The sequence below is a fragment of the Leucobacter komagatae genome (assembly GCF_006716085.1).
In the GTDB taxonomy this organism is placed as follows: domain Bacteria; phylum Actinomycetota; class Actinomycetes; order Actinomycetales; family Microbacteriaceae; genus Leucobacter; species Leucobacter komagatae.
The window spans coordinates 469,333-492,696 of sequence record NZ_VFON01000001.1 but is presented as its reverse complement, the minus strand read 5'-3'; the positions used below and the strand labels follow the sequence as shown (position 1 = coordinate 492,696).

At 66.3% G+C, this 23,364-nt stretch carries 24 protein-coding genes; 15 read left to right on the top strand and 9 right to left on the bottom strand.

Translation table 11 applies throughout. The annotated features are described in order from the left end of the window. Nucleotides 1-3: 3 nt before the first annotated feature. Nucleotides 4-2,091: a transketolase gene (tkt, locus tag FB468_RS02230; RefSeq protein ID WP_141885904.1), complete on the bottom strand. Its 2,088-nt coding sequence runs from the start codon at nt 2,089-2,091 to the stop codon at nt 4-6. A gap of 104 nt (nt 2,092-2,195) precedes the next feature. Here tkt and FB468_RS02225 point away from each other — a divergent pair, with 104 nt between their 5' ends. Beyond that, a complete protein-coding gene (locus FB468_RS02225; protein ID WP_141885903.1) occupies nt 2,196-3,128 on the top strand; it encodes a heme o synthase in 933 nt (310 codons plus the stop codon). A 63-nt stretch (nt 3,129-3,191) separates the two neighbouring features. On the opposite strand, the gene FB468_RS02220 is transcribed toward FB468_RS02225, so the two are convergent. Next, the gene (locus tag FB468_RS02220) at nt 3,192-4,118 is read right to left on the bottom strand and encodes a COX15/CtaA family protein (RefSeq protein ID WP_246055703.1); all 927 of its coding nucleotides are present in this window, start codon (nt 4,116-4,118) and stop codon (nt 3,192-3,194) included. Between the two features lie 231 nt (nt 4,119-4,349). Between FB468_RS02220 and sufB the strand changes: the two genes are divergently transcribed. From sufB to FB468_RS02190, 6 genes are all read left to right on the top strand, one after another. Beyond that, on the top strand, nt 4,350-5,768 hold the full coding sequence (gene sufB, locus FB468_RS02215; RefSeq protein WP_141885902.1) for a Fe-S cluster assembly protein SufB: 1,419 nt from the start codon (nt 4,350-4,352) through the stop codon (nt 5,766-5,768). 2 nt (nt 5,769-5,770) lie between these two features. Continuing rightward, nucleotides 5,771-6,949, top strand: coding sequence for a Fe-S cluster assembly protein SufD (sufD, locus tag FB468_RS02210; protein ID WP_141885901.1), 1,179 nt, complete (start codon nt 5,771-5,773; stop codon nt 6,947-6,949). Continuing rightward, nucleotides 6,949-7,281 (top strand): non-heme iron oxygenase ferredoxin subunit, encoded by a 333-nt coding sequence (locus tag FB468_RS02205; RefSeq protein WP_121071956.1) that lies wholly within the window; start codon nt 6,949-6,951, stop codon nt 7,279-7,281. Before sufD ends, FB468_RS02205 begins: the two co-directional genes overlap by 1 nt. Next, complete coding sequence (sufC, locus tag FB468_RS02200) at nt 7,278-8,036, top strand: Fe-S cluster assembly ATPase SufC (RefSeq protein ID WP_141885900.1); 759 nt, start codon at nt 7,278-7,280, stop codon at nt 8,034-8,036. The genes FB468_RS02205 and sufC overlap by 4 nt, the downstream gene beginning before the upstream one ends. 23 nt (nt 8,037-8,059) lie before the next feature. Then, nucleotides 8,060-8,443, top strand: coding sequence for a metal-sulfur cluster assembly factor (locus tag FB468_RS02195; protein ID WP_246055701.1), 384 nt, complete (start codon nt 8,060-8,062; stop codon nt 8,441-8,443). Between the two features lie 177 nt (nt 8,444-8,620). Next, a complete protein-coding gene (locus FB468_RS02190) occupies nt 8,621-10,219 on the top strand; it encodes an ABC-F family ATP-binding cassette domain-containing protein (protein WP_141885899.1) in 1,599 nt (532 codons plus the stop codon). On the opposite strand, the gene FB468_RS02185 is transcribed toward FB468_RS02190, so the two are convergent. Genes FB468_RS02185 through FB468_RS02170 form a run of 4 tightly spaced genes read right to left on the bottom strand, consistent with a single transcriptional unit; the run spans nt 10,216 to nt 12,628 of the window. Next, entirely contained in the window at nt 10,216-11,136 is a 921-nt protein-coding gene (locus tag FB468_RS02185; protein WP_141885898.1) for a cutinase family protein, read from the bottom strand. The genes FB468_RS02190 and FB468_RS02185 overlap by 4 nt on opposite strands. Further along, the gene (locus tag FB468_RS02180) at nt 11,129-11,986 is read right to left on the bottom strand and encodes an SURF1 family cytochrome oxidase biogenesis protein (RefSeq protein WP_141885897.1); all 858 of its coding nucleotides are present in this window, start codon (nt 11,984-11,986) and stop codon (nt 11,129-11,131) included. Before FB468_RS02180 ends, FB468_RS02185 begins: the two co-directional genes overlap by 8 nt. Further along, a complete protein-coding gene (locus FB468_RS02175; protein ID WP_141885896.1) occupies nt 11,979-12,215 on the bottom strand; it encodes a hypothetical protein in 237 nt (78 codons plus the stop codon). Before FB468_RS02175 ends, FB468_RS02180 begins: the two co-directional genes overlap by 8 nt. Then, the gene (locus FB468_RS02170) at nt 12,212-12,628 is read right to left on the bottom strand and encodes a DUF3099 domain-containing protein (protein ID WP_141885895.1); all 417 of its coding nucleotides are present in this window, start codon (nt 12,626-12,628) and stop codon (nt 12,212-12,214) included. The genes FB468_RS02175 and FB468_RS02170 overlap by 4 nt, the downstream gene beginning before the upstream one ends. Before the next feature lie 111 nt (nt 12,629-12,739). On the opposite strand from FB468_RS02170, the gene fabG reads away from it, so the two are divergent. Beyond that, entirely contained in the window at nt 12,740-13,459 is a 720-nt protein-coding gene (fabG, locus tag FB468_RS02165; RefSeq protein WP_141885894.1) for a 3-oxoacyl-ACP reductase FabG, read from the top strand. A gap of 6 nt (nt 13,460-13,465) precedes the next feature. On the opposite strand, the gene serB is transcribed toward fabG, so the two are convergent. Next, the gene (gene serB, locus FB468_RS02160; protein ID WP_141885893.1) at nt 13,466-14,107 is read right to left on the bottom strand and encodes a phosphoserine phosphatase SerB; all 642 of its coding nucleotides are present in this window, start codon (nt 14,105-14,107) and stop codon (nt 13,466-13,468) included. Nucleotides 14,108-14,136: 29 nt separating this feature from the next. Between serB and FB468_RS02155 the strand changes: the two genes are divergently transcribed. Together FB468_RS02155 and FB468_RS02150 are read left to right on the top strand one after the other, a co-directional pair. Then, complete coding sequence (locus tag FB468_RS02155; RefSeq protein WP_141885892.1) at nt 14,137-14,931, top strand: ABC transporter ATP-binding protein; 795 nt, start codon at nt 14,137-14,139, stop codon at nt 14,929-14,931. A gap of 158 nt (nt 14,932-15,089) precedes the next feature. After that, nucleotides 15,090-15,338, top strand: coding sequence for a type B 50S ribosomal protein L31 (locus FB468_RS02150; protein WP_141885891.1), 249 nt, complete (start codon nt 15,090-15,092; stop codon nt 15,336-15,338). Nucleotides 15,339-15,440: 102 nt separating this feature from the next. Here FB468_RS02150 and FB468_RS02145 read toward each other — a convergent pair whose 3' ends face one another. Then, complete coding sequence (locus FB468_RS02145; RefSeq protein ID WP_170219578.1) at nt 15,441-16,139, bottom strand: exonuclease domain-containing protein; 699 nt, start codon at nt 16,137-16,139, stop codon at nt 15,441-15,443. A gap of 145 nt (nt 16,140-16,284) precedes the next feature. On the opposite strand from FB468_RS02145, the gene FB468_RS02140 reads away from it, so the two are divergent. The 4 genes from FB468_RS02140 to FB468_RS02125 are packed head-to-tail and all read left to right on the top strand — an operon-like array spanning nt 16,285 to nt 19,410. Continuing rightward, the gene (locus FB468_RS02140; RefSeq protein ID WP_246055700.1) at nt 16,285-17,202 is read left to right on the top strand and encodes an alpha/beta fold hydrolase; all 918 of its coding nucleotides are present in this window, start codon (nt 16,285-16,287) and stop codon (nt 17,200-17,202) included. Beyond that, nucleotides 17,199-18,065 carry a TrmH family RNA methyltransferase gene (locus FB468_RS02135; protein WP_141885888.1) on the top strand — a complete coding sequence of 289 codons (867 nt, stop codon included), beginning with the start codon at nt 17,199-17,201 and terminating at the stop codon, nt 18,063-18,065. Before FB468_RS02140 ends, FB468_RS02135 begins: the two co-directional genes overlap by 4 nt. Further along, nucleotides 18,062-18,880, top strand: a complete 819-nt coding sequence (locus tag FB468_RS02130; RefSeq protein ID WP_246055698.1) for a phosphatase PAP2 family protein — start codon at nt 18,062-18,064, stop codon at nt 18,878-18,880. Before FB468_RS02135 ends, FB468_RS02130 begins: the two co-directional genes overlap by 4 nt. A gap of 2 nt (nt 18,881-18,882) precedes the next feature. Then, entirely contained in the window at nt 18,883-19,410 is a 528-nt protein-coding gene (locus FB468_RS02125; protein WP_170219603.1) for a GNAT family N-acetyltransferase, read from the top strand. Nucleotides 19,411-19,741: 331 nt separating this feature from the next. On the opposite strand, the gene chrA is transcribed toward FB468_RS02125, so the two are convergent. Next, on the bottom strand, nt 19,742-21,109 hold the full coding sequence (gene chrA / locus FB468_RS02120) for a chromate efflux transporter (RefSeq protein WP_246055697.1): 1,368 nt from the start codon (nt 21,107-21,109) through the stop codon (nt 19,742-19,744). A gap of 248 nt (nt 21,110-21,357) precedes the next feature. Here chrA and FB468_RS02115 point away from each other — a divergent pair, with 248 nt between their 5' ends. Further along, nucleotides 21,358-23,358, top strand: a complete 2,001-nt coding sequence (locus FB468_RS02115; protein WP_141885886.1) for a BCCT family transporter — start codon at nt 21,358-21,360, stop codon at nt 23,356-23,358. Nucleotides 23,359-23,364 lie beyond the last annotated feature (6 nt).

Below are 23,364 nucleotides of genomic sequence, written 5' to 3'. Positions count from 1 at the left end.
GGGCTAGTTCGCGAGCGACTCGCGCGCGGCGGCCACGACGGCGTCGGTTGTGATCCCGAACTTCTCGAACAGCGTGACGTAGTCGGCCGATGCGCCGAAGTGCTCGATCGAGACCGAGCGGCCGCGATCGCCGACGTAGCGCTCCCAGCCGAGCGCGAGGCCGGCCTCGACGCTCACGCGGGCGGTGACGGCGGCGGGCAGCACGCTCTCGCGGTACTCGTCGGTCTGCTCGGCGAACCACTCGAGCGAAGGCGCGGACACGACGCGCGCGCCAATGCCATCGGCGGCGAGGAGCTCGCGCGCCTCAACGGCGAGCTGCACCTCGGAGCCGGTGGCGATGAGGATCACATCGAGCGATCCCGTCGCGCTGTCTGCAAGTACGTACGCGCCGCGACGCACACCGTCGGCCGCTTCCTCGTGCGAGGCGAACTCACCGCCGCGGGGGAGCACCGGCACGTTCTGGCGGGTGAGCGCGATGCCCGTCGGGCCCTCGTGGCGGGTGAGGATCTCGTGCCACGCGACCGAGACCTCGTTCGCGTCTGCGGGGCGCACCATCGTAAGATTCGGGATCGCGCGCAGCGTCGCGAGCTGCTCGATCGGCTGGTGCGTCGGGCCGTCCTCGCCGAGCGCGATCGAGTCGTGCGTCCACACGAAAATGCTCGGCACGTTCATGAGAGCCGCGAGGCGAACCGCCGGGCGCATGTAATCGCTGAAGATGAGGAAGGTGCCGCCGTAGCTGCGGGTCTTGCCGTGCAGCTGGATGCCGTTGAGGATCGAACCCATCGCGTGCTCGCGAATGCCGAAGTGCAGCACGCGGCCGTACTGGTCGCCCGACCAGGTGCTCGTCGAGTGGCTCGCGGGCACAAACGACGGGACACCGGGGATCGTGGTGTTGTTCGAGCCGGCGAGGTCGGCGGAGCCGCCCCAGAGCTCGGGCATGATCGGGCCAAGGGCCGCGAGTACCTTGCCGCTCGCCGAACGGGTCGCGACGCTGTCGCCGGGCTCAAACGTTGGGAGCGCCTCGAGCGCACCCTCAGGGAGCTCCTGAGCCTCGACGCGGTCGAACAGCGCCTTGCGCTCGGGGTTCTGCGCGGCCCAAGCGTCGAACGACTCCTGCCAGACCTTTCGGCCCGCGGCGCCGCGCTCTAGTGCCTTGCGGGAGTGCGCGACAACCTCGGGGGCGACGGCAAAGTGCTCGTCGGGGTTAAACCCGAGCGCGGTCTTCAGGCCAGCGAGTTCTTCAGCACCGAGCTTGGCACCGTGGATGCCGCCCGTGTTCTGCTTGCCGGGGGAGGGCCATCCGATGATGGTCTTCAGGATGATGAGCGACGGCTTCGTCGTCTCGGCCTTCGCCGCCTCGATTGCGTCGTTCAGCTCGGCGACGTCCTCGACGTAGTTGCCGGTCTTCTTCCAGTCGACCTCGATGACCTGCCAGCCGTAGGACTCGTAGCGCATCGCCACGTCCTCGGAGAACGAGATGTCAGTGTCGTCCTCGATCGAGATCTGGTTCGAGTCGTAGATCGCGATGAGGTTGCCGAGCTCCTGGTGGCCCGCGAGCGAGGAAGCCTCGGCGGTGACACCCTCCTGGAGGTCGCCGTCGCCTGCGATGACGTAGATGTTGTGATCGAAGGGGCTCGTGCCGGGCGCGGCCTCGGGGTCAAACAGGCCACGCTCGTAGCGGGCGGCGTAGGCGAAGCCGACGGCCGACGCCAGGCCCTGGCCGAGGGGGCCGGTGGTGATCTCGACGCCGTCGGTGTGGCCGTACTCGGGGTGGCCGGGCGTCTTCGAGCCCCAGGTGCGGAGCGCCTTGAGGTCGTCGAGCTCGAGGCCGTAGCCCCCGAGGTAGAGCTGTACGTACTGGGTGAGCGACGAGTGACCCACGGAGAGGATGAACCGGTCGCGGCCGATCCACTTCGCGTCGCTCGGGTCGTGCCGCATGACCTTCTGGTGCAGCAGGTACGCGACGGGGGCCAGGCTGATTGCCGTGCCCGGGTGGCCGTTCCCAACCTTCTCAACGGCGTCTGCCGCGAGCACCCGCGCGGTGTCTACCGCGCGATCGTCGAGCTCTGTCCACTCAAGTCCGTTAGCCAATGGCCTGCCTTTCCCGCAAACGTTTTGCGCGCCCCTTGGCGCATTCCGTGCGCCTCTGACGCACTCCCACCAATCCTACCGATAGCCCGGGTACTATGGCCGCGATGTCTACGAAGATTTCTCAGTCGGCCCAGGCTTCGGACGCGGTCCAGAGGCGCTCGTTTTCCCGAACCGTGAAGGCGTACGTCTCGCTGACGAAGCCGCGGGTGATGGAGCTGCTGCTCGTCGTCACCGTTCCGGCGATGATTCTCGCCGAGCGGGGGCTACCGAACTTGTGGCTCGTGCTCGCGACACTCATCGGCGGCGCGATGAGCGCCGGCTCAGCCGGCGCGTTTAACTGCTATATCGACCGCGACATGGATCGCAAGATGCAGCGAACCGCGGGCAGGCCGCTCGTCACCGGCGAGATCTCGGACCGCGGCGCGCTCACCTTTGCGTGGGTGCTGGGAGTGCTTTCGGTCGCCTGGCTGTACCTCACGACGAACTGGGTCGCCGCAGCGCTGTCGGTCGCCGCGATCTTCTTCTACGTCGTGATCTACACGCTCGTGCTCAAGCGCCACAGCGAACAGAACATCATCTGGGGCGGGATCGCCGGGTGTTTCCCCGTGCTTATCGGCTGGGCTGCGGTCACGGGTTCGCTCGACTGGCCCGCATGGATCTTCTTCCTCATCATCTTCCTCTGGACCCCAGCGCACTACTGGCCGCTCTCGATGCGCTACCGCGACGACTACGCGGCGGCGGGGGTGCCGATGCTCGGCGTCGTTCGGGGCCGCACCACGGTCGGGCTCCAGGTCATCCTGTACGCGTGGGCGACAGTGGTGTCGAGCTTGCTACTCATCCCGGCCGCCGACATGGGCTGGGTCTACTCGATCGGCGCGCTCATCGTTGGCGGCTACTTCATCGTCGAGGCCCACAGCCTGTACTCGAGCGCAATCCGCGGGCAGGAGGGCAAGCCGATGCGTGTCTTCCACGGTTCGATCGCGTACCTGTCGGTACTCTCGATCTTGATCGCGGTTGACCCGCTGCTGCCCTTCTAGCGCGGCTCCCGTTTTACCCGGCGGGCCCCGCCCGCGGCCCAGCGTTGAGCTGGGCGAACGCGCCTATTCGGCGAGTGCTCCCTCGGCGACCGGGCGCTTGAGGCGCAGCACCGTGACAGTCATCGTGGCGGCAGTGAGCGCTGCGAGCACCATGTGAATGCCGACGAAGACCGGGGGAAGGCCGTTGCGCGCCTGGTACACACCGACCAAGATCTGGACGACGAGCATCGAGATCAGGGCAATGGTCCAGGGGAGTGGCCGGAGCTTCTTCGAGTAGGCCCACGCGACGAGCGCAAGGACGAGCGCGAACGCGATGTAGCCGGGCCACGCGTGCAGATGGCTGAGGAGCGTCGCGTCGAAACCGTCACGTACGACGTTCTCGTCACCCGAGTGGGGGCCGTTCGCAGTGGTGATAACACCGAGGACGATGACGACGGCCATCGCGAGCGTGGTCACGTGAGTAAGGATCGCGAAGCCCTTCGGCACGGCGCGTTCGCGCGCGCCGCCCGCCTCGTACATGCGGGTGAGGTACGCAGCCGCGATGCACACGATGATGAGTGAGACCGTGTAGTGGAAGCCGACGAGTACCGCCGCAAGCTCCTCCCAGACGATCACGCCGCCAACAACGGCCTGCACGAGTACCAGGCTGAGCACGATCCAGGAGAGCACGAAGAGATCCTTGCGCTCTGCGCGGATGCGCCACGTGAGGATGACAACCGCAAGCCCGGCGAGAAGTAGCGGCCCGCTGATCGTCCGATTCCCGAACTCGATGAGCGCGTGGTACGACAGCTCCTCCGTCGGAATCAGCGACCCCGGGGTACACAGGGGCCACTCGGTGCAGCCCAGCCCCGAGCCAGTCAAACGAACCGCACCGCCCGTCGCGATGATGAGGGCGTTAAGCACGAACGACGCCCATGCGGCGAAGGGCAGGAAGCGTGGCAGCTGGGTTCGAGCGGGACGGGTAGCGGTCACGCCTGTTGCGCCTGACACGGGGTCTCCTTAACTTTTAAGCTCCCAGTGAAACTCGCCAGTCTCGCCCGTTTTTATGCGAAAGGCTGTAGACTCAGAAGCTGTGGTTTAGTGCGGCTAATCAAAACGTCTGACGATTCGTCAGCGCGTCAAGTTTGTCCGACGCCCAGACTACTGCACCATCGCAGAGAACCATCCGAGAGCACCTGGGGAACTGGTTCTTGGTTGCGCGAAAAGAGAGAGGGAGAGATCATGCCTGAGGTACTGATCGACCGCCCCGAGCTCGAAGGCCTCGGCCAATACGAGTTCGGCTGGCACGACAGCGACGAAGCCGGCGAAACGGCACAGCGTGGACTGAGTGAAGAGGTGGTTCGCAACATCTCGGCGCTGAAGAATGAGCCCGAGTGGATGCTTGAACGCCGCCTGAAGGCACTGCAAATCTTCGATCGCAAGCCGATGCCCACCTGGGGTGCAGACCTCACTGAGATCGACTTCGACAACATCAAATACTTCGTCCGCTCGACCGAGAAGCAGGCTACGACCTGGGAAGAGCTGCCCGACGAAATCAAGGAAACCTACGAGCGCCTCGGCATCCCCGAGGCCGAGCGCCAGCGCCTCGTCGCGGGCGTCGCGGCTCAGTACGAGTCGGAGGTCGTCTACCACCAGATCCGCGAGGATCTGGAGGAGCAGGGCGTCCTCTTCCTCGACACCGACACCGCGCTCAAGGAGCACCCTGAGATCTTCAAGGAGTACTTCGGCACCGTCATTCCCTCGGGCGACAATAAGTTCGCCGCGCTGAACACGGCCGTCTGGTCGGGCGGTTCGTTCGTGTATGTCCCGAAGGGCGTTCACGTCGAGATTCCGCTCCAGGCCTACTTCCGTATCAACACGGAGAACATGGGCCAGTTCGAGCGCACGCTCATCATCGCCGACGAGGACAGCTACGTCCACTACATCGAGGGCTGCACCGCCCCGATCTACAAGTCGGACTCGCTGCACTCGGCAGTCGTCGAGATCATCGTGAAGAAGAACGCCCGCGTTCGCTACACGACGATCCAGAACTGGTCGAGCAACGTGTACAACCTCGTCACGAAGCGCGCAATCGCCGAAGAGGGCGCAACCATGGAGTGGGTCGATGGCAACATCGGTTCGAAGTACACCATGAAGTACCCATCGATCTTCCTCACCGGCGAGCACGCCAAGGGCGAGACGCTCTCCGTCGCGTTCGCGGGCCCCGGCCAGCACCAGGACACGGGCGCGAAGATGATTCACCTCGCACCGCACACCAAGTCGTCGATCCTCGCAAAGTCGATCGCACGCGGCGGCGGCCGCTCGGGTTACCGTGGTGAGGTCCGCATCGAGGCGAACGCGCATCACGCCGCGAACTCCGTGGTCTGTGACGCGCTGCTCGTCGACACGATCTCGCGCTCTGACACCTACCCGGCAATCGACATCCGCACCGATGACGCGACCCTCGCGCACGAGGCGACCGTCACACGAGTGAGCGAAGAGCAGCTGTTCTACCTCATGAGCCGCGGCCTCTCAGAAGAGGAGTCGATGGCGATGATCGTCCGCGGCTTCATTGAGCCCATCGCTCGCGAGCTCCCGATGGAGTACGCGCTCGAACTGAACAAACTCATCGAGATGAGCATGGAAGGATCCGTCGGTTAACGATGACTACGCTGCAAACTGAACAGCACGGTGCGAAGGCACACAGCGATGGTGACTGGGACAACCGCGCGCCGGTGCAGACCCGCTCGGACCGCCTGAAGTCCGTCGACCTCGCGGATTTCCCCGCAATCACCGGCCGCGAGGTCAACTGGAAGTTCACCCCCGTCGCTGAGATTACGGCGCTTACGGGCGGCGAGCTTGCGAACTCGAACTCCGCGCTCGAGATCTCTGACGCCGAGGGCGTCGAGGTGTCGACCATCGCGATGGATTCGGAGCTCGTCGGCCGCGCGGGCCTCCCAGAGGATCAGGCCGCCGCGAACGCGTGGGGCCAGGTTGGCACCGCGCAGCGGATCCTGCTCACCAGCCAGGAGCGCCAGACCGTCACCGTGAAGCGCACCGCGCTCACGAGCGAGCCCGCCGCCGCGCACACGATCATCGAGGCTGCCCCGCAGTCCGACACCGTCGTGATCCTCGAGAACTCGGGCGACGCGAACCTCACGGAGACCGTCGAGATCGTCGTCGGCGACGGCGCGACCCTCAAGGTTGTCTCGATCCACGAGTGGAACGACGACGCGATCCACGTCGCAACGCACAACGCGACCGTCGGCCGTGACGGCAACCTCCAGCACATCGTGGTCTCGCTCGGCGGGAAGATCGTCCGGGTCAACCCGTCGATCCACCTCGACGGCCAGGGCGCGAACGGCGAGGCCTACGGCGCGTACTTCGCCGACGCTGGCCAGCACCTCGAGCATCAGGTCTACATCGACCACAACGCTCCCCACACCCGCAGCCGCGTCGCTTACAAGGGCGCGCTGCAGGGCGAGGGCGCGCGCGCGGTGTGGATCGGTGACGTGCTCATTCGTCGCGTCGCCACCGGCACCGACAGCTACGAGGAGAACCGCAACCTCACCCTCACCGAGGGCACGCGAGCGGACTCGATCCCGAACCTCGAAATCGAGACCGGCGACATCGAGGGTGCCGGCCACGCGTCGACCACCGGCCGGTTCGACGAAGAGCACATCTTCTACCTCCAGAGCCGCGGCATCTCCGAGGACGAGGCTCGTAAGCTCGTCGTTCGCGGGTTCCTCATCGACGTCATTCAGCGCATCGGCAACGAGCAGATCGAGGAGCGCCTCCAGGCGGCGATCGAGTCCGAGCTCGAGCAGAGCGTGCTTGCGTAATGGCACGACAGAAAGCGATTGCGCTCTCGGACCTCGTCCAGGATCAGGCCACCAGGGTCGTCCTTGACGGGGTTCCGATGGCGGTCGTGCTCGACGGCGAAGGCAACGTGCACGCCATTGGCGACACCTGCACCCACGGAGAGATCAGCCTCTCCGAGGGCTTCGTTGACGGCGACACGCTTGAGTGCTGGGCCCACGGCTCCGCGTTCTCGCTGTGCACCGGCAAGCCACTGAACCTTCCGGCGTACGAGCCGGTACCCGTTTACGTCGTCGAGATCGAAGACGGCGACATCTTTATTGACCCCACTGTTACGAAAGAGATTGAACTATGAGCTCCGTTCTCGAGATCAAGGACCTGCACGTCAGCGTTGAGACTGACCAGGGCGCCAAGGAAATCCTCAAGGGCGTGAACCTCACCCTCAAGCAGGGCGAGACCCACGCAATCATGGGCCCCAACGGCTCGGGCAAGTCGACCCTCGCGTACGCCATCGCTGGCCACCCGCGCTACGAGGTCACGAGCGGCTCGATCCTGCTTGACGGCGTCGAGGTCACCGAGATGGAGGTCGACGAGCGCGCACAGGCAGGCCTGTTCCTCGCGATGCAGTACCCCGTCGAGATCCCCGGCGTGACGAACGCGAACTTCCTCCGCACCGCGAAGACCGCGATCGACGGCGAGGCGCCCGCTATCCGCAGCTGGATGGGCGAGGTCCGCGACGCAATGAAGAACCTCCGCATGGACGAGTCCTTCGCATCGCGTAACGTCAACGAGGGCTTCTCGGGTGGCGAGAAGAAGCGCAACGAGATCCTGCAGCTTGAGCTCCTGAAGCCGAAGTTCGCGGTGCTCGACGAGACCGACTCGGGCCTTGACGTTGACGCGCTGAAGATCGTGTCTGAGGGCGTCAATCGCGCGAAGGATGCAACCGGCCTCGGCGTCATGCTCATCACGCACTACACGCGTATCCTCCGCTACATCAAGCCCGACTTCGTGCACGTGTTCGTGAACGGCCGCGTCGCCGAGCAGGGTGGCCCCGAGCTCGCCGATCGTCTCGAGGCGGAGGGCTACGACCGCTTCCTCGTTGACGCCTAGGTCAAAGGGCGTAGGCTACTCACATGAGTGAAGAGACCACCACCGAGACGGGAGCGGAGGCGACCGCCGTCGCTGCCGCACCCGTATCGATCGATCCTGACTTCCGGGAGCAGGCGGTCGAGGCGTTGAAGAACGTCTCCGACCCCGAGCTCGGCGTGAACATCGTCGACCTCGGCCTCATCTACGATCTCGCGTACGACGAAGAGAACGATGCGCTCGTCATTTCGATGACGCTCACGAGCGCGGGCTGCCCCCTCACCGACGTGATCGAGAACGACATCGCCGAGTCCCTCGACGGCCTCGTTGCGGCCTTCCGCATCAACTGGGTGTGGATGCCGCCGTGGACGCCGGCGCGGATCACGGACGATGGGCGTGAGATGATGCGGGCCCTGGGCTTCAACATCTGATTCTCGCCTCCGAGAGCGGGTGTCGCCAGACCTTTACGGTTCTGACGGCACCCGCTTTTTGCGTCCAGGGACCGCCACAACCCAGGTTTCGCCCTCAGAGATGCGGCGCTACCGACTCGGGTAGACTGGATAGGTTGCCCTGCGAACGCCGGGCCGACTCAGTTCAGGAGAGTACCCGTGATTGTTGTTGAAGACCTCGCCATCGACGTTGGCGCGCGACGCCTCATGGGCGAGGTCTCGTTCCGCGTGCACCCGGGCGACAAGATCGGTCTCGTCGGGCGCAACGGTGCGGGTAAGACGACCCTCACCCGCACCCTGTCAGGGGAGCTGCAGCCCGCCGAGGGGTCGGTGAAGATCACGGGCGAGCTCGGATTCCTCCCGCAGGATCCGCGCACCGGCGATCCCGAGCAGCTCGCGCGGCACCGGATTCTCGATGCCCGCGGACTCGGCACCCTGAACAAGAACATCGCGAAGGCCTCTGAGGAGATGGGCTCGGCCGATCCGAAGGTCGCTGAGAAGGCGATGAAGCGCTTCGGGAATCTGACTGACAGGTTCCAGGCGCTCGGCGGGTACGCCGCCGAGGCTGAGGCAGCGTCGATTTCCCACAACCTCGGCCTGCCTGACCGGATCCTCGACCAGCCGCTGAAGACGCTCTCCGGCGGCCAGCGCCGCCGCATCGAGCTCGCCCGGATCCTGTTCTCGGACGCCGACACCATGATCCTCGATGAGCCGACGAACCACCTCGACGCCGACTCGATCGTGTGGCTCCGCGAGTTCCTGAAGAACTACAAGGGCGGCGTCATCATCATCTCGCACGACATTGACCTCGTTGGGGAGACGGTGAACCGTGTCTTCTACCTCGACGCGAACCGGCAGGTCATCGACGTCTACAACATGGGCTGGAAGCTGTACCAGCGCCAGCGCGCAGCGGACGAGGAACGCCGCCGCAAGGAGCGCGCAAACGTCGAGAAGAAGGCCTCCGCCCTGAAGGATCAGGCCGCGCGCTTCGGCGCGAAGGCATCGAAGGCAGCGGCCGCGCACCAGATGGTCGCGCGCGCCGACAAGATGCTCGCCGGCCTCGAGGAAGAGCGCCAGGTGGATCGCGTCGCGAAGCTCCGATTCCCGGACCCGGCGCCGTGCGGCAAGACGCCGATCATGGCTGAGGGGCTCTCGAAGTCGTTCGGTTCGCTTGAGATCTTCGCGGGCGTCGACCTCGCGATCGACCGGGGCTCGAAGGTCGTGATCCTTGGCCTCAACGGCGCGGGTAAGACGACGCTCCTGCGCATCCTCGCGCAGGTGGACGAGCCCGACACGGGCACGATCGTGGCCGGTCACGGCCTGAAGGTCGGCTACTACGCGCAGGAGCACGAGACGCTCGACGTGAAAGCGAGCGTGCTGCAGAACATGGTCTCCGTGTCGCAGCACCTCACTGAGACCGAGGCACGCAAGGTGCTCGGCTCCTTCCTGTTCACCGGCGACGACGTGCTGAAGCCGGCCGGGGTGCTCTCTGGCGGCGAGAAGACGCGACTCGCGCTCGCGAAGCTCGTCGTGTCGAGCGCGAACGTGCTGTTGCTCGACGAGCCGACGAATAACCTCGACCCGGCGAGCCGCCTCGAGATCCTCGACGCGCTCGCGCACTTCACTGGCGCCGTCGTGCTCGTGTCGCACGACCCGGGGGCCGTCGAGGCGTTGAACCCCGAGCGCGTGCTCATCATGCCCGAGGGCACGGAAGATCACTGGTCGAAGGAGTACCTCGAGCTTATCGAGCTCGCCTAGCCCTCCGCTGCCTGTTTCTCGGCGCCTGCTTGTTTCTCGGCGTCCGCTTGAGCGTCCGCGCTTGCCCGTTCATCCGTGTCGGCGGGTTTCGCGGGCGGGCCGAGACGGGTGATGACGTACGCGGCTCCGTCGCTCTGCATCCCGTTCTCGTAGTAGGCAACGTGACCGGCTTCCTCGAGCGAGAGCGTCGACTGACAGATGAAGTCGTCGGCGACGCAATAATCCCGCATCCGGTCTTCGAAGCGAGCGAAGCTGCCCGGCGGCCGGGGGAGGAGGCCGTTCACTTCGGGTGAGAAGCTTCCGTAGCCGGTCGGGTCGCTGCCGACAAAGCGCGGGTTCCCGTAGAGCACGACGGCGAGCACCCGCTCGGCCGCCGCCTCTGAAACGTCTCCGACGGTTGCACCGACGAGCCGCGCCTCGGGTGAGGCGAGGGCGTCGCCGATGACGAGCGCGCCCTGCGAGTAGCCGAGCAGAATTGTCCGCTGCTCTGGGCAGGCCTCCGCTTGGACGTTGAGCGTATCGATGAGGGTTCGCGCACCGAGTGTCGCACCAGCGTTGATCTCCGTGTCGGCCGGGTAGTCGAGGTCGAGGCGCTCGGTCTCATCCGGCCGGGCGCTCTCGATGGCCCTCGCGACGGGGCCGAGCAGCTGCTTGCGCTTCGGCTCGCCCGTTCCGCGCGCGGTGATCACGAGGTAGGGGGAGCACTCGAGCGGGTCGACGATCGGCTCGGGACGCTCGGCCACGCTGTACTCGTCAACGGCTTCGGGTGCCACGGGCTCAGCGGTGACCTCTTTCAGCGCGTCCCTCGCGGCGACCGGGTCTGGTTCGGGGGCGCAGCCAGCAAGCAGAATCGCGGCGACGAGCGCCAGGCCAACGCCAGCGCCACCGACCCGCGGGAACGAGCGGGTGCTACGCATCGAGCAGCGCGTCCTCCACGTCGGCATCGGTCGGACCGCGCCGCCGCTTGCGCGCCCGCGACTTCTTTTCCATTTCGAGCACCTCGTCGCTGCCGGCGTTCAGGTTCTTGTACTCCTGGCGTGCCGCATAGGTCACGCCGATGGCAGCGATGAGGATGAAGACGTACCACTGCAGCGCGTACGACAGGTGCGGCCCCTCGTCACGCTCAGGCTTCGGGGGCAGGACGCCGTGTTCTGCGGCGGGTTCCTCTGAAACCAGCATGCCGTAGGCGCCGGAATAGATCTCGCCCGAGACCCCGGTGACGTCGGCGATCTCAGCGACATTGATGCTCGCGACTGTGCGCCCGGCAGAGCTTCTGCCGTCGACCTCGGGCTCGCTCGCTCGCAGCCTGACGGTGACCTCGACGGTGCCGCTGGGGTGCTGCGGCAGCGTCTTGAAGGCGTTCTCGATGTCGGTGCCGCTCGCCGGGATCCACCCGCGGTCAACAAAGAAGACCCGGCCCTCGGTCGTGCGGAACGGGACGATCATGTCTGCGCCGACGCCTTGCGGCCCCGGCCGGTTCCGTGACAGCACCGCGCTGTCTTCGTAGCTGCCCTCGAGCGTGACGGTCAGCCACTTGTGCTCGTCGACGTCGAAGCCAGCGGGGTCGGGGAGCGCTTCGGCGAGGGGCACGGGGTCGGCGCCGTAGTTCCGGTCGATCCGTGAGATCTCCGCCCGCGCCTGCGCGCGGCGATCGAACTGCCAGTTCCCGAGGTACACGCACGCGATCGCGAACACCGCGAAGAGCGCGAAGTACCCGATCCACCGCTTCGAATACAGAAACGACCAGCCGACACGTGTCTCAGTCATCGAGCTCTCCTACAGAAACAACCTCGAGCGGAAAGCTCCGGTCGGTGAGAAATGCGGAAAGCACCTCGCGGTGCTCGTCGCAGGCCAGCCAGGTCTTGCGGCGGTCTGCGGTGTGAATTTTGGGGTTGCGCCACCTGAGCGCCCACGCTGCCTCATCACGGCACCCGGCACGGGAGCAAGTGTGCCGATGCTCGAGCGGCGCCCCGAGGCTCAAACCAGAAATCGTCATGCGCGCTCCTCCCGGGGCTCATCTGCGTCGGGCAGCTGCTCCGCGCCCGGAGTCGACCGCCGCACGGGCTCGACGTCGACGATGAGCAGCTCGCTCGCTGCGTCATGGGCAGCCTCGGGCGCGTCCTCAGCGTAGCCTGGAGCGAGCTCCAGCGGGTCAGGTGTCGAGACAGTCTCCTCGCCGCCGTGGGCGACCGCGTTTCCGACCATCACGGCGAACCAGGGAAGCACAATGGCGCCGACGATAGGAAAGACGAGCCACCACCCGGTCACCCAGAAGAGCGACAGCACGCATGCCAAGCGGAGGGTCATGGCGATGAAGTACATCTTCATGCGGTGAGCACGGTCCTCGGTCGGGTTCACCCCGGCCGAGGTGACCCTGTAGCTCGGCGTCGCGCCGCTCTTTTTTGGCATCGGCTCCCTCATTTACAACATCCCTCAGTTTACGTCTTTGGCGGGCACGCTGCCTGAGGATCGCCGCAGGGTAACGGAGCGGTGGATACGCCATTCGCTAGGCTGAACCCCATGAACGCAAGCACCACCCCACGCACCGTCCTCATCACCGGCGGCAACCGCGGCATCGGCTATGCAATCGCAGAGCGCATGATCGCGGACGGCCACCGCGTCGCCGTCACCTCCCGGTCGGGCGAAGGCCCCGAGGGCGCCCTGACAGTTCGTGCCGAAATGACCGACTCGGCCTCGATCGACAGGGCCTTTACCGAGGTCGAGGAGAAGCTCGGCGCCGTCGAGGTCGTCGTCGCGAACGCGGGCATCACGCGCGACACGCTGCTGCTTCGCATGTCGGAAGAGGACTTCACTGAGGTGATTGACACGAACCTCACCGGAACGTTCCGTGTCGTGAAGCGGGCGTCGAAGGGGCTCCTCAAGCAGCGCTTCGGCCGCGTGATCCTGATCTCGTCGGTCGTGGGGCTCTACGGCTCTGCCGGGCAGATCAACTACTCGTCATCGAAGGCGGCGCTCGTCGGGTTCGCCCGGTCGCTCACCCGTGAGCTTGGCGGCCGCGGCATCACCGCGAATGTGATCGCGCCGGGCTTCATCGACACCGACATGACTGCCGTGCTTCCCGAGGCGCAGCAGCAGCAGTACCTCGCGTCGATCCCGGCGGCCCGCTTCGGCCAGGTCGCGGAGATCGCGGGCGCAGCCTCGTTCCTCGCCGGCGATGACGCGGCCTACATCTCGGGTGCCGTGATCCCCGTCGACGGTGGCCTCGGGATGGGCCACTAACCGTCGCTAGTCGGTCAGGCGGTCCAGCAGCGCGATCGCCTGACCGAGGTCGCCCTCGATCGCGACGTCGGCCTGCTCGCGAACTACGGGCTTCGCGTTGTATCCGACACCGATCGCCGCGACAGCCATCATTTTCAGATCGTTCGCGCCGTCGCCGATCGCGACGGTCGCTGAGAGCGGGATCCCGCTCGCCTCGGCCCACTCGGCGAGCGCGACGGCCTTCGCCTCCGCGTCAATCACTGGGCCAACGGTGCGACCCGTGAGCTCGCCGTCAGCGACCTCGAGCCTGTTCGCTCGCCAGAAATCGAGCCCGAGATCCTCCGCGAGCGGGTCGAGCACCTCGTGGAACCCGCCCGACACCACGCCGACCTTGCCGCCGCGCTCGTGCACCGCGCTGATGAGCTCCCTGATGCCGGGGGAGAGGCGAACCCGCTCGTACGCCTGCGCGAAGACAGAGTCTGGCGTACCGCGAAGGGTCGCCACCCGCTCCGCGAGGCTCTCGGCGAAATCAAGCTCGCCACGCATCGCGCGCTCGGTCACCTCAGCGACGAGTTCACGCGTTCCCGCGGCGTCGGCGAGAAGCTCAATGACCTCGTCTTGGATGGTCGTGGAATCGCAGTCGAGAACGACGAGTGGGGTAACGCTCATGGCTCCAGTCTAGAGATAGGCTTAGGGGCATGACGACCGTGCTGAGCCTCACCGACGCGAGCTACATCCGAAATCGCCGACCGATCCTTGACAGCGTGAACTGGCAGGTCGATGACAGCGAGCGGTGGGTCATCCTCGGCCCGAACGGTGCGGGAAAGACGACGATTTTGAAGCTCGTCACGGCGAACGACTTCCCGACGACCGGCACCGTCGATGTGCTCGGCCACCGCCTCGGCAAGGTCGACATCTTCGAACTGCGCGCGCGCCTGGGTTTTGTGTCGAGCGCAACCGCACGGCGCATCCCGCCAAACGAGATCGTGCGTGATGTCGTACTCACCGCCGCGTACTCGGTCGAGGGCCGCTGGAACGAAGAGTACGACGCGATCGACGTGCGGCAGGCGGACCGCGTGCTCGCCGAGTGGGACCTCCTAGAGCTCGCAGACCAGCCCTTCGGCACGCTCTCTGATGGCGAGCGTAAGCGCACGCTCATCGCCCGAGCGGTCATGACCGACCCCGAGCTGCTGCTGCTCGACGAACCCAGCGCGAGCCTCGACCTTGGCGCCCGCGAGCGCCTCCTGCAGATGCTCTCGGGCTTCGCGCAGTCACCCTATTCGCCGGCAATGGTGATGGTGACGCACCACGTCGAAGAGATCCCTCCGGGATTCACGCACGTCATGCTGGTGAGCGGCGGGAAGGTGCAGGCCGCTGGGCCGATCGCTGAGACGCTCACCGCCGAAAATCTCGAAGCGACGTTCGGAATGCCGTTCGAGCTTACTGAGGCCGGCGGCCGGTACGCGGCAAAGGCCCGCTCAGCCGCCGTCTAGCCACTTTTTCACCCGACACGCGGGCGCCAACACACCCCAAGGTCGGCATCGGCCGATTCGATCTGCTAATATTGATCCTTGGTGCGGTGACGCCGCAAGACTTCTGCGTTCGGCCATTCCGCCGAATCAGCGAGACGCAACATTATCGAAGGACAGTCATGAAGACCGAGATTCACCCCGAGTACAACGCCATCGTGTTCCGCGACCTTGCGTCGGGGGAGACCTTCCTCACGCGTTCGACTCTCACGAGCGACAAGACCATCGAGCTCGACGGCGCCACCTACCCGGTGCTCGACGTTGAAATCTCGAGCGCTTCGCACCCGTTCTACACGGGCAAGCAGCGCATCATGGACTCGGCCGGCCGCGTCGAGAAGTTCAACCAGCGCTTCAAGTCGTTCGGCGCGTAAGCAGCCTAACTTCGCGAAAGGGCGGGCGATCCTCATAAGGATCGCCCGCCCTTTCCGCATGTCGGGCCGTTTCGCCCGGGGAGGCTGTGAGGGCCGTGCCCGCTAGCCGCGCACCGGCCACGCACCGTCAGCCACGAAGTTGGGGTCGCGCACTCGACGCATGTACTCCTGGAAGTTCTCGGCCTGCGCGCGGGCCCACTGCGCCTGCGCCGCGTGGATCGCTTCCAGGTCATCGGGCAGCTTCGCCTGGTACTTCCGCGCGAGGTGCTGCATGACCTTCCCAGACGCGATCGCGTCTTCTCCCGCATCGTGCGCGTTTCCGAGCTCAACGCCGTAGTGCTCAGCCACCGCGACGAGGGTTCGCTTGCCCTTGCGGAACCTGTCGAGCTGCTTGTCGATGATGAGCGGGTCGAGCACGGGTGCGATCGCTGCGCCCTGCACGCTGTAGCGCCGCTGCTCAGCCGTGAGCAGCGATAGGTCGTAGGGCGCGTTGTACACGACGAGCGGAAGTCCACGCTCGATCAGCTGCGCGATGCGCTCGGTGATCTGCGCGATGCCAACGGCCGCGTCGATGCCGCTCGACCTCGCCACCTCCGTGGTGATGCCGTGCACGCGAACGGCAGAGTCAGGAATCTCGACGCCCGGGTTGAGCAGCCAGTCGTAGCGCTCCGAGATCTCGCCGTTTTCGCCAAGGATCGCGAGCGTTGCGCTCACGATGCGGGCGGTGTCTGTCTCGACGCCCGTCGTCTCGGTGTCAAACACTGCAAGCTGGGCCGCCCAGAGGGGGAGTGGGTCGTTCACGGTGATCCTTTCGCCTGTATTGATAGTACCGAGGGCCACCGACGATGCCACAGCCCTGCCGAGGCGGGAGTGGCGCATACGCTTCCAGCGCACACCCGGCGCGTGTGCAGAGGAGTGCCAGGCGCAGCCCGGTAGCATCTACTCTGTGCCAAATCACCCGCTGCCAGATCACCCGCTGACAGATCACCCGCCTCACCTCATACCCACCCTCGGAATCGACACCCGAGACTGGGTGTTTGGCGACCCCGCTGGCGCGCCCGTGATCCTTGTCCACGGCTTCCGCGGCGATCACCACGGCTTGCAGGGAATCGCGGAGGGGCTTGCGGCCGCCGTGCCCTCGTTCGCGTTTCACGTCCCCGATCTCCCAGGTTTCGGTGAGACCCCGGCACTGCCTGGCCGTGCGCATGACCTCGCCGCGTTCGGCGACTGGCTCGTCGCGTTCACCAGGGAAGTCGCGCCAACCGGGGCCGTCATTCTCGGCCATTCGTTTGGCTCGCTCGTCGTCAGCGCTGGGCTGGCGCAGGGCGCCGACTCGAGCCGCACGATCCTCATCAATCCGATCTCGGCGCCGGCGCTCGAGGGCCCGCAGGCCGCTCTCACCCAGCTCGCCATCGGGTACTACCGGGCCGCGAACGCACTACCCGAGGGTGCCGCGAAGTCGCTGCTGGGCAACAAGCTCATCGTGCGCGGCATGAGCGAGGTCATGGCGAAGACCCGTGACCGTGAGCTGAGGGCATGGATTCACGACCAGCACGACAGGTACTTTTCGTCGTTCAGTGATTCCCGCTCGCTCCTCGAGGCCTTTCGCGCCTCGGTGTCTCACACGGTCGCCGAGTTCGCGGGCGCGTATTCGATGCCGACGCTGATCATCGCGGGGGAGAAGGACGACATTACGCCGCTCTCAAAGCAGCTCGACCTGCGGCGAATGATTGCTGGCTCGGACCTCCTGATCCTCCCCGGCACCGGTCATCTCGTGCACTACGAAGCCGTCGACGACACGGTGTCGCGGATTGCCCAATTTCTTCAGACCGACCCCGCTACGCCTTCGGAGCCCACCGCGTGAGAATTGTTCACATCTATGACATCACCGCCCCCGAGCTCGCAGATTTCACCCAGCTCACAGATGTCGCGCTGAGGCGTGTCCGTGAGCCGGCTGAAGGCCTGTACCTCGCGGAGTCGCCGAAGGTGATCGAGCGCGCACTGCGCGCGGGCCACCGACCCAGGGCGTTGTTGATGGTCGAGGAGTGGCTCAAGCGCGTCGGGCCCGCCCTCGACGCGTACCCCGACGTGCCCGTCTACATCGGGCTGCCCGAGCAGCTCGAGCAGCTCACCGGGTTCAACATGCACCGCGGCGCGATCGCGTCGATGCACCGCCCCGCGCCGCTTGACCCGGCCGAACTGCTTCGCGCGTCGTCTCGCGTCGTCGTGCTTGAAGATCTCGCCGACCACACCAACGTTGGCGCCGTCTTCAGGTCGGCCGCCGCGCTCGGCGCAGACGCGGTGCTGCTGACTCCGGGTTGCGCTGACCCGCTGTACCGGCGGGCGGTGCGAGTGAGCATGGGCGCGGTGCTGCAGGTGCCGTGGGCGCGGCTGCCGGATTGGCGCGAGGCCGGGCCGCTCTTTCGCGAGCTCGGTTACGACCTCACCGCGTTCGCGCTGCGGGACGACGCGGAGGATCTCGCGGACTTCGTTCAGGATCTTCCCGAGCGCCTCGCGATCATGTTCGGAACCGAGGGGCCGGGCCTCTCTCGGCGCGCGCTCGCGTCTGCCTCACGCACCGTACTCATCCCGATGGAGCACGGCGTCGATTCGCTGAACGTCGCCACCGCTGCAGCCCTCGCGCTGTGGGCCGTACGCACGGGGGATCAGCGCGCGTCACAGCCCGCATCGCCCGCGGCTGTCGCTGCGGGGGGAGTTGGCGCGTGAGTATCCCGATCGCTTCGACGGCGCACCGGCGCCTGCGCGTCCTCTGGATCCTGCTGTTCTGGCTGATCATTGGGGCCGGCGCTTACATCCTCGGCGTACTGAGTTCCACGGGCCAAGCCGTTGAGGATCACGTGTTGCAGGGGTCTGACTTCAACACGCACCCGCCGGCACCACTGAGCCTGGTCTCGCCGTTCGCGATCGCCGTCGCGCTAGTCGGTCTCGGGCTCATTGCGCTGTGGGTGCACGGGATCGCTCGCGCGCTGACCGTGACGCTCGTGCCCGCGGTGGCGATCGTCGCCTCGCAGCTACTGAAATCGGAGGTGCTGGGGCGGCCTGACTTCCTGACGCTCGCGGCCGAGAACACGTTCCCCAGCGGACACATGACGGTCTTTGCGACGGTCGTCGGCGCCGCAGTATTTGCGCTGCCACGCCGCCTCCAGGCACTGGGCGCGGTCGGGGGAGCGGTGCTGCTCAGCATCGTGAGCTGGCAGCTACTCGGCTACGGCTGGCACCGCCCGAGCGACGTGCTCGGAGCGCTCGCGCTCGCTGGCGCAGGCTTCGCGGCTGTCACCATGCTCACGCCGCTGCAGCGCCCGCCGAGTGTGTGGCTGCTGCGAACGGCGTCAATTGCCCTCGTGATCGGTGGCTGGCTCACGGTCGGCGTGGCAATTGTGCTCACCGTCATCGCCTGGCAGTCAGGCAATACAGACATGATGCTCAACGCCGGGCAGCTGGGCTGCGTTGCGCTGTCGCTGCTCGCGGCACACTCGCTGCTTCGCCTCGCCGTGCTAGCGTACTCGCCCAAAGGAGGGTGACTGTGGAACCGTTCGAACTGCAGGGGAGTGGGCTCACCCTCAACGAACTCAAGCCCGCTGATGCGCCCGACGTCGCCCGCTACTGTGCCGACCCTGTCTTCGAAGAGTTCATGGCGACGCCGTGGCCCTACACGCTCGCCGACGCCCAGTCGTTCATTGAGGAGTACGCGCCGCAGGCGTGGGCAGAGGGCTCGGAGTGGACATGGGCGATCCGAGAGGACGCCCATGGCCCGCTGCTTGGCGTGATCGGGATCAGGCTTCCGAGCGGCATGCTTGGCTACTGGCTCGGGGAACCGCACCGCGGGCGTAGAATTATGTCAGCTTGCGTCGACCTCGTCTCGGCCGCCGCTTTTGAGCGGACCGACATCCCATCCGTGGGCTGGGAGGCGAGGATTGGCAACGTCGGGTCGCTGCGCACCATCGAACGCAGCGGTTTCACATACACTGGCGAGGCCGTCGGAAAGATCCCGGGGCGCGACGGCGGACCCATCCAATCCTGGACAGCAAGACTCGACCGACCGCAAAGCTGACTCGGCAGCCTCGCGGCTCGCGCCTTTCGTCTGTGATCCGCATCACCAATGCAGAACTCCCTGGCGATGCGACATACGCCGCGTCGATGCCAGGCAGAATGGCGCACCGCAGGCAGAACGGCGCACCGCAGGCAGAACGACGCACCGCCTGTAGAAGGCGCCCCGCGCGCCCAGCTGCACTGCGCCGGAAACGATCCCAACCTCGCACAAGTCCCCGCTTCGCCCGCACGCCGATAATCTATATTATGTCAGCCCATGCCGAGATGGGCGCGAGAAGCACGTGGCGGGTGTGCCTCTCGCCCAGCGCGCGCCTGAGCGTCCGCCCCGCCACCTACAGTGAGACTCCGAGAGCAAACGCCCCGATCCCGGCCCCCGCGCCAAGCAGCACGACAGCCCACGAAGGGGCTCTGAGCATTAGTAGAGCCAAGGTGACGACTGCAAGACCGGCCGCGGGCCACGAGGTCAGTCCGCCAGCGGCGACTGGCCCGCACAGCGCCGCCACGAGCACCCCCATGACTGCCGCCCCAGCGCCACGGAACGCAGCGTCAAGCCCTGGGCGCGTGCGCAGTGTGTTCCAGAACGGAAGCACCCCGACGAGCAGCAGAAAGCCCGGAGCAAAGATTGCGACCACGGCGATGAGCCCGCCAAGCACTCCCCCTGGCCCCACGACAGAAATCGCCCCAAGGTACGCGGCGAAACTGAACATTGGGCCTGGAACCGCCTGCGCGAGTCCGTAGCCCGCAAGGAAGTCGCTCGGCGCCACCCAGCCCGGAGCGACAGTTCCCGATTCCAGTAGCGGAAGTACCGCGTGACCACCGCCGAACACGAGCGCGCCAGCCCGGGCAAACGTGTCGATAAGTGAGCTCAGGCCGACGAGTCCCCCGCTCGCTTCCGTCCCGGCCACCCCGGCCGCAACGCCAGTACCGCCCGGCACCGCGAGGAGCATCAGCGGGGGGCCCACGAGAACCGCAAGCAGAGCGGCAAGCGCGCAGATTCCCGCCCACACAGGCACCCCTCCCCTGCCACCGCCGCCAACACCGCCTCTAGGCTCGACCTCAACCGGCCGCGCGCCCCTCGCGTGCACCCGGTGCCAGAACCAGCCCGCGGCCGCGCCACAGGCAATCGCCGCCGGATGCGCAGCCGGATGCCCCCAGGTGGCAACGAGCAACAGCGCTGCCGCTGCAATCACCCAGGAGATCCATCCCGTGAGGAGTGCGGGCCGCATGCCCCAGACCGCGTGCGCCACGACAGCTACGGCGACCGAGGTCAGGCCCGCCGTCACCGCGCGAAGCAGCGGCCCGTCAAACGCCTCCGCGCCGAGGGCGAAACCCAGCATGATGGCGACAGAGGGTGCGGTGAAGCCGAGGAACGCGGCGGCTGCACCCCAGGCTCCCCCGCGCCGCAACCCGATTGCGAGCCCGAGTTGGCTCGAAGCTGGGCCAGGCAGGACTTGGCAGAGCGCGAGAAGCTCACCAAAGGCAGCGTCAGAGAGCCACTTTCGTCGTGCGACGAACTCAGAGCGAAAGTAGCCGATGTGCGCGGTTGGCCCGCCAAACGAGACGAGCCCCAACTTGAGAAAGGCCGTGAAGACCTCGCGCGGCGACCCGTTCCGCCCACCCGAAGGCCCCGAAGCCCCCGCCCCCGTCTCGCCCATCTGCCACCCCTTCCGCTTGCCGCCTCTCGTGCGGCGATCACTCACCTCATGCTCCCAGCGCTGGGCCGCTCTCCCCCTCGGAGACACGAAGCCTCCCCTGCCCGACGGCTCCCGTTCATCGAGTGGACACATAACGCGGCACGGGCGCGCCTCACCTATCGCGCACAGGAAGAACCTATGCTACTTGTGTAGCGCATCCGGCTTGGCCCTATCCGGCGCCCGGAACGGACAGTAACTTGGAACCGTAACCCCACGGCCGCCTTCACGGCGGAGTAAAGGAGACACCGAGCACCATGCCTGATTCCGAGCATCCCGGGCCACGCACGCGCAAGATCACCGAGCCGACGCCCCCTCCCCTTCCCCACCCGGGCCTCTTGCCCGGAATCGGCGTTGAACAGACGGGGCTCAGCTTCCCGACGAACAGAGTCGTGCTCGGCACGACGTTCACACTCACGGTCGGCGTCATAGCATGGGCGTTCATCGCACCCGACACACTTGCGGATGTCGGAGCGGCATCGCTCGCGTGGGTCACGGAACACTTCAGCTGGATGTTCGGGGCGCTCGCGGTCGCGGTCGCCCTCTTTATGCTCGTCGTGGGCTACGGCCGCACAGGCGGCATCCGCCTCGGAGCGGACGACGAGGAGCCCGAGTTCTCCACCGCCTCCTGGGTGTCGATGCTCTTCGCGGCCGGGCTTGGCATCGGCCTGCTGTTCTACGGACCGCTCGAGCCGCTCACCTACTTCCTCACCCCCGCTCCCGGGATCGACGCAGCTGCGGGAACCCCAGAAGCAGCGCTCCCCGCGCTCGCACAAACGGTGCTGCATTGGGGCCCGATCGCCTGGGCGTTCTACGCCCTCGTCGGCGGCGCCATCGCCTACAGCGCGTACCGCCGCGGCCGCGCCCCGCTCATCTCGGCGCTCTTCGAACCCGTGTTCCCAGGCAGCAGCCACCGTGTGTTGGGCCGCATCATCGACGTCTTCGCGATCATCGTCACGCTGTTCGGAACCGCCGTCTCGCTCGGGATCGGGGCGTTGCAGATCGAGAGCGGCTTCCGCATGGTCACCGGTCTTGGCCCGATGGGAAACACCTTCCTCGTCGGCGCCATCGCGATCCTCACCTCGCTCTTTATCGCGTCAGCGGTGTCCGGCGTGAAGAAGGGCATCAGGCGGCTCTCCAATCTCAACATGATCCTCACCGGGGCGCTCGGCCTGTTCGTGCTCGTCGCCGGGCCGACGATCTACATCCTGAACTTCCTCCCTTCCTCGCTCGTCGAGTTCCTGGGGCAGCTCCCAGCGATGCTCTCCCGCAACCCGAATCAGGGGCCCGAGACCGCCGAGTTCCTCGCGAGCTGGACGACCTACTACTGGGCATGGTGGGTTTCCTGGACCCCGTTCGTTGGCATGTTCATCGCGAAGATCTCTCGCGGCCGCACCCTGCGCGAGTTCGTGACGACGGTCGTGCTCGTACCCTCGGCGATCGTGATCGCCTGGTTCGTCATCTACGGTGGCACCGCGATCTCGATGACCCTTGGCGGTGAGGATCTTCAGACCGGCGGCTCGGGCGAAGAGGTGCTGTTCAGGCTGCTCGAACGCCTGCCGTTTGCGATGGTCACCTCGGTGATCGCGATGGTCGCGGTCGTTGTGTTCTTCGTCACGGCAGCTGACTCGGCCTCAATTGTGATGGCGTCAATGTCACAGGCGGGCCGGCCGGAGCCGTCGAAGTGGGTCACAATTCTATGGGGGTTGCTACTCAGCCTCATCGCGATCTCCCTGCTCCTTGCCGGCGGGCGCAACGCTCTCTCGGGCCTGCAATCCCTCATGGTCGTCTCCGCGCTGCCGTTTGCCTTCATCGTGATGGGCATCATGTTCTCCTGGGCCCGAGACTTGAAGACCGACCCGTACATCATCCGCCGCCAGTACGCCCAGGCAGCAATCGCTCAGGGCGTTCGGCGCGGGATCGACGAGTACGGCGATGACTTCGTCTTCGGTGCGAGTGAGGTACCAGCGGACGAGGGCGCGGGTGCCGGCTTCGACAGCAGCGATCCCTCGCTCACAGACTGGTACGTTGACGCCACGACCGGCCCCATCGAGCGGGTCACGGCTGAGGACGTGCAGCGCACGCTCGAACCGGGCCGCATCCAGACGAAGGGGCCGGACCGCCCCGACCACACCGCCTCGGGCGATGCCGCGCTCGTCGTCGGCGAGCCGCAACCGGATCCGGCACCGGAACCCAACCCCCGCGCCGGTCGACACGGCGCAGCGACCGAACCGGGTGACGAAGGCGAACCGAGCTGACCGGCG